7 protein-coding genes and 1 tRNA gene are annotated in these 5,385 nt (G+C 65.2%); 3 read left to right on the forward strand and 5 right to left on the reverse strand.

Annotated elements, in window-relative coordinates:
• Positions 1-138 precede the first annotated feature (138 nt).
• Both R1101_RS0115450 and R1101_RS0115455 read left to right on the forward strand, forming a co-directional pair.
• On the forward strand, positions 139-1,704 hold the full coding sequence (locus R1101_RS0115450; RefSeq protein WP_016934292.1) for a sensor histidine kinase: 1,566 nt from the start codon (positions 139-141) through the stop codon (positions 1,702-1,704).
• The gene (locus R1101_RS0115455) at positions 1,701-2,141 is read left to right on the forward strand and encodes a response regulator (protein ID WP_016934293.1); all 441 of its coding nucleotides are present in this window, start codon (positions 1,701-1,703) and stop codon (positions 2,139-2,141) included. The genes R1101_RS0115450 and R1101_RS0115455 overlap by 4 nt, the downstream gene beginning before the upstream one ends.
• Before the next feature lie 85 nt (positions 2,142-2,226).
• Here the strand turns inward: R1101_RS0115455 and R1101_RS0115460 are convergent, their stop codons facing one another.
• The 5 genes from R1101_RS0115460 to R1101_RS0115480 all read right to left on the reverse strand — a co-directional run bounded on the left by R1101_RS0115460 (position 2,227) and on the right by R1101_RS0115480 (position 4,230).
• Positions 2,227-2,604, reverse strand: coding sequence for a DUF3817 domain-containing protein (locus R1101_RS0115460; protein ID WP_016934294.1), 378 nt, complete (start codon positions 2,602-2,604; stop codon positions 2,227-2,229).
• On the reverse strand, positions 2,601-3,017 hold the full coding sequence (locus R1101_RS0115465) for a hypothetical protein (RefSeq protein ID WP_026003323.1): 417 nt from the start codon (positions 3,015-3,017) through the stop codon (positions 2,601-2,603). Before R1101_RS0115465 ends, R1101_RS0115460 begins: the two co-directional genes overlap by 4 nt.
• Before the next feature lie 69 nt (positions 3,018-3,086).
• Positions 3,087-3,171, reverse strand: a tRNA-Leu gene (locus R1101_RS0115470).
• A 28-nt stretch (positions 3,172-3,199) separates the two neighbouring features.
• Positions 3,200-3,691, reverse strand: a complete 492-nt coding sequence (locus R1101_RS0115475; RefSeq protein WP_016934295.1) for an HNH endonuclease signature motif containing protein — start codon at positions 3,689-3,691, stop codon at positions 3,200-3,202.
• Positions 3,691-4,230, reverse strand: a complete 540-nt coding sequence (locus R1101_RS0115480) for an HNH endonuclease signature motif containing protein (RefSeq protein ID WP_016934296.1) — start codon at positions 4,228-4,230, stop codon at positions 3,691-3,693. The genes R1101_RS0115475 and R1101_RS0115480 overlap by 1 nt, the downstream gene beginning before the upstream one ends.
• A 401-nt stretch (positions 4,231-4,631) precedes the next feature.
• Between R1101_RS0115480 and R1101_RS27015 the strand changes: the two genes are divergently transcribed.
• The coding region (locus tag R1101_RS27015; RefSeq protein WP_037223733.1) for an acyltransferase domain-containing protein at positions 4,632-5,385 on the forward strand (754 nt) is incomplete at its 3' end.

Consider the following 5,385-nt stretch of genomic DNA (forward strand, 5'->3'; position numbering starts at 1 on the left):
TCGCGGACAGTAGAGGGGGACTGTCCGACGACGTGGCAGTCGTCCACGTGCAATGGAACAGGAAGTGATCACCACCGCATGACCGAGAGCGACGCAACGGCAGAGGCGGGGGACACGCGTCGCCCTCCGTCCCGGCGAATGACGGTCCAGGGCTGGTTCCTGCTCGTACTGAGCGTGATGGGGCTGTTGGTGATCGTCGGCACGGTGGTGGGCAGCTACTACCTTCGAGAGACGACCGAGGCCTCCAACTACGTGCGGGATCGCATCCAGCCCGCCCGAGCGGAGGCGTACCGCCTTCAAGGTGCACTTCTGAACCAGGAGACCGGCGCCCGCGGATACATCCTGGCTGCCGATCCCGACTTCCTCTCCCCCTACGAGCAAGGCAGGCAGGAGGAAGCTGCGGCCGCTGCCGAGTTGCGCACACTGGTGGGCGACGACGCGAAGTTGCTCGCCGACCTCCGGTCGATCGAGGTCCACGCCGCCGAATGGCGGCGTGTGTACGCCGAGCCTCTCGTCTCCGCGGTGATGCCGGGAGAGCCACGCTTCGTCGACCCCGCCGCCGTCGATGCAGGCCGTGTCGCATTCGATCGTCTCCGCGAGGCATTCGAGGTCCAGAACGCCGATCTCTTGCAGGCCAAGACGGAAGGTATCGAGTCACTCGAGGACATTCGGGCAACCCGTGATCGGATCCTTGCCGGCATGGTCGGGGTGTTCCTTCTCACCGGGGTGGGCCTCGCCGTCCTGCTCCAGATGATCGTGGTGCGGCCGATCCAGCGTCTGCGGCAGGCGTCGCGCGCCGTGATCGCAGGGGCGAACTTCGGGCGTGAGATCGAACCTCAGGGTCCTGCCGACATCTACGCCCTCGGCCGGGACGTCGAGGACATGCGCGAGCGGATCGTGCACGAACTGCAGGTCGCGCACGAGCGCGAGGAGCAGCTCGAGAGCCAGGCGACGGAACTCCGGCGTTCGAACTCCGAACTGGAGCAGTTCGCCTACGTCGCCTCCCACGACCTGCAGGAGCCGCTTCGCAAGGTGGCGTCCTTCTGCCAGCTTCTCGAGAAGAGGTACGGCGACAAACTCGACGAGCGCGGCACCCAGTACATCGCGTTCGCGGTGGACGGCGCCAAACGCATGCAGGTGCTCATCAACGATCTGCTGACCTTCTCTCGGGTCGGACGCGTCAGCGATGCGCACGTCCGCACCGAACTCGACGTCACGCTCGACGCGGCCCTGACGAATATCTCCCATGCCGTCGAGGAATCCGACGCGAAGATCCTCCGGCCCGACTCTCTGCCGACGATCGTGGGCGATCCCACACTGATGATCATGTTGTGGCAGAACCTGATCGGGAACGCGATCAAGTTCCGCCACGAGGACCGGCCAGTGGAGATCCGCGTCGCCTGCGAGGAGATCGTCGAGGGAGACGACGAACTCTGGCGGTTCTCCGTGCAGGACAACGGCATCGGTATCGCCGAGGAGTTCGCCGACAAGGTTTTCGTGATCTTCCAGAGGCTGCACGGCCGGGATGTCTACACCGGAACCGGTATCGGTCTGGCGATCTGCCGCAAGATCGTCGAGTACCACGGTGGAGAGATCTGGCTCGACCCGCAGTATCGGGAGGGCAGTCGTTTCTGCTTTACGATTCCCAAGGCAGGCGACGACATGTCTGCAACCGAAGTCGCTCTGAAAGGGGCATCTGCATGAGCGTTTCCGGGCGGCCGATCGACGTCCTCCTCGTGGAGGACGACCCCGGCGACGAATTGATGACGCGAGAAGCGTTCGAGGACAACAAGATCGGCAACAATCTGCATGTGGTACGCGACGGCGAGGAAGCGCTCGACTTCCTCTACCGGCGCGGGGAGCATGCGGATGCTCCTCGGCCCGATCTGATCCTCCTCGACCTGAACCTGCCCAAGTACGACGGGCGGCAGGTCCTCGAACACGTCAAGTCCGACGACGACCTCACCGACATTCCCGTTGTGGTCCTCACCACCTCGGCCGCGGAAGAGGACATCCTGCGCAGCTACAAGCTGCACGCCAACGCGTACGTGACGAAGCCGGTCGACCTCGACCAGTTCATACGCGCGGTGCGCCAGATCGACGAATTCTTCGTCCAGGTGGTGCGCTTGCCGCGCCGCTGAGTTCGCGCTGCACAGACGAGATCGGGCGGATCCTGGAAGGGATCCGCCCGATTCGTGTTCGTGAAGGTCTCGTGGAGGTGGTGGTTCAGACGCCGAAGTCGGCCTTCACCTGCTGGGTGCGCTTGTGCTCGACGAAGAACGACAGGAACGGGATGGTGCCCGCCAGAAGCGTCCACACCGTGCGGGCGATCGGCCACCGCACCTTGATCGACAGGTCGAAGGTGAGGACCAGGTACACCGCGTACACCCAGCCGTGCACGATCGCGATCCAGGCCGGCACGTTCTCGACACCGATGATGTACTTGGCGACCATCTCACCGGTGAGGATCAGCAGCCAGATACCGGTCGCGTAGGCGAGCACGCGGTAACGCAGCAGGGCGGACCGGATCTTCTTCCGGTCGGCGTCACTGACGACGCGCGGCGTGGTGGCCTGGCCGGACGCCTGCTCGGGGGTGGTGCTCACTGAGCGCTCCTATCGGACCTGCGCGCGAGCTGCGCGAGGTACTCGTTGTACTCGTTGATCTGTCGTGCGTCGGGATCCGCGGCCTCCTGCTCGCGGGCCTCGGCGAGCGTGCGCGGACGGGTGGGAAGAAGATCCTCGGGGATCTCGGTGGGCTCGTCCGGCTCGGACGGGCGTCGCCCGCCGGTGCTCTCGGCTTCCTGCTCCTCGGCCTCGAGGCGCACGAAGCGCCGGTAGGCGTAGACGCAGAAGAAGGCGAAGGCGGGCCACTGGAGTGCGTAGCCGAGATTCTGATAGGTACCGCCGACCGCCTCGAAGCGGACCCACTGCCAGTATCCGAGGCCGAGACATCCGGCCGCGGCCACCAGGACCAGAATGATCAGGGCCAACCGGCGGGGAGGGCGATGCTCGGACACGCCCTCGACGGTACCCGAACGGTGCACCGACCTGCCAAGACCGGTCGGTGCACCGTGGGTGAGGTCACGTGGTGCGCGAGGGGGGACTCGAACCCCCACGTCCGAAGACACGGATACCTAAAACCCGGGCGTCTGCCAATTCCGCCACTCGCGCCAGACCTCAGCAGGATACGGCATAGATGTCACTCCGGCGCGATACGGTGCTGCACATTTCGTCCGGCCCAGGTAGGCGTCTGACTGTGACAGTTGGGACAGAGGAAGCGAAGGTTCTCCGGGCGGGAGTCGCCGGGGTTCCCGTCGATGTGATCGACATGCAGGGTGAGCGGCCTTCCGTTCCATTCGGGTTCGATACCGCATCGGGTGCACCGGTAAGGGCGTCCGTACTCGACGAGTGCCCGTCGGAGCTGATCCGGTCTCGTGCGCCGAGAGCCGTACGGCTTCTCGATGAGCAGGTCGCGCCACTCGTGACGGACGTACGGTCTGCGCTCGGTTGTCCGGGGTCGCCCGGTGAAGTGGGAGGTGTCGATACCGAGTGCGCGGATCCTACGGCTCAGGTGGGTGTGGTGTCCGCCATTCGGTTTGAGGCCGAAGTGCCGCATGACCTCGGCGAAATTGACGCAGTTCCGAACCGCTTCTTCCAGCATCTCCTTCGTGTATTTGACCGGCCTCGCCATCACGCCACCTCGTCGGAATTCGATCCGATTCGGCCGGGAATCCGTTCGGATGATTCGTCGAGAACGCGACGTATGTTTCGGCCTGCCCACGTCGGCGTCTGGCTGTGGCAGTTGGGGCACAGGAAGCGGACGTTGTGCGGTCGGGAGTCGTTCGGATTGCCGTCGATGTGATCGATATGGAGCGCGAGTCGGGATTCGAGCCATTCCGGTCCGATACCGCACATCTCACACTCGTGGGCGCGACCGTATTCGAGGAGCGCCCGTCTGAGTGTCTTGGTCTCCTTCCGATTCGCACCGGCCGGTGCAACCGTGAGCACGTCCGACCAGTGCAGCCGGTTCCGGGCCGGTTGCCCCTTCTGGTGGGCCATTCCTCGGAAGTGGGATGTGTCGATCCCGTAGGCCTCGATCTTTCGGTTGACGACAACGTAGGAACCCCCGCCCGCCCGCAGTCCTAGATATCGGAGGACACCTGCCGTGCTGATGGACGCCGCCACCGCCTCCTCGAGTAGTTCCTTCGTGTATCCGATCCGCTTCCTCATCTCGCCCCCTGTCGAATGTGTGTTCGAATCGTCCGGAAGTTACCGCGTGGGCCCGACACGTTTTCGATCTTGCGATGCACGATCCACGCCGCCCGTCAATAGATAACAATTTGATAACGAAAAACGTGAGGGATTCCTCGGGTTCATGGACGTCCACACATCGGCGTAGCCAGGAATGACTCGGGTTACCGACCGGTTACTTTTGCCGAAGCTTGTGAGGGAAATCACTGGCAAGAGGGGTATCGGGCAAACTGTGCGAAACAAAACATGAGGAACCCCTCATGATTCTGTGCGAACCTGGGCGTGCCCGAACAGCGGACCACTAGTCCAGCAGCACACCGGCGCGCAGCGCTGAAACACGAAGCCTCGACGCCGGGGTGTTCAGGAGAGGAACCACACGCGTGACGATCGACGAGACCACACCAGGCGACAACGGACGGAACTCGAAGGCATCACGACGCACCACCGATCGGTCCACAGCAGCCGCTCCGGCGCGTGCCCTGGTCGACAAGCTCCTCGCGGGTGAGCCCTACGCGCTCGCCTTCGGCGGACAGGGCGCTCCCTGGCTCACCTCGCTCGAGGAGCTCAGCCGCGACAACGGACTCGAACCGGTCCTCACCGACCTGGTCAACCGCGCCGCCGCGCACCTCGCCCCCGTCGCGAGCGATCTCGTCGTGGTCCGGCCGACGGGCTTCGACCCCGTCGCGTGGATCCTCGAGGCCGAACTCGCCGACGAGGACGATGCGCCCGCCGGCCCGTCCGAGTCCGCTCTCACCTCCGCCGCCGTGTCGCTTCCCGGCGTCTTCCTCACTCAGGTCGCGGCGCTGCGCGCGCTCGCGAACCAGGGCCTCGACGTCGACTCCGTCGCACCGAGCGCGGTCATCGGCCACTCGCAGGGCGTCCTCGCCGTCGAGTCCGTCGCCGCTGCCGGCCGCAAGGACACCGAAATCCTGGCGATCGCCCAGCTCATCGGTGCCGCCGCGACCCTCGTCGGCCGCCGCCGCGGCCTGATCTCCGGCGCCGGCAAGTACCCGATGCTCGCCGTCGCCAACGTCGACCCCGAGCGCCTACGCGCGATCGTCGCCGACATCTTCGAAGGCCAGGACGCCGAGCGCGGCGCCGTCGTCGCCATCCGCAACGCTCGTCGTCGCGTCG

It is taken from the genome of Rhodococcus sp. R1101 (genome assembly GCF_000278445.1).
In the GTDB taxonomy this organism is placed as follows: domain Bacteria; phylum Actinomycetota; class Actinomycetes; order Mycobacteriales; family Mycobacteriaceae; genus Rhodococcus; species Rhodococcus gordoniae.

Bases quoted from the DNA above. Each gene is read 5' to 3' on its own strand.
- R1101_RS0115480 (WP_016934296.1), bottom strand. From the start codon at position 4,230: ATGAGGAAGCGGATCGGATACACGAAGGAACTACTCGAGGAGGCGGTG.
- R1101_RS0115455 (WP_016934293.1), top strand. From the start codon at position 1,701: ATGAGCGTTTCCGGGCGGCCGATCGACGTCCTCCTCGTGGAGGACGAC.
- R1101_RS0115450 (WP_016934292.1), top strand. From the start codon at position 139: ATGACGGTCCAGGGCTGGTTCCTGCTCGTACTGAGCGTGATGGGGCTG.
- R1101_RS0115475 (WP_016934295.1), bottom strand. From the start codon at position 3,691: ATGGCGAGGCCGGTCAAATACACGAAGGAGATGCTGGAAGAAGCGGTT.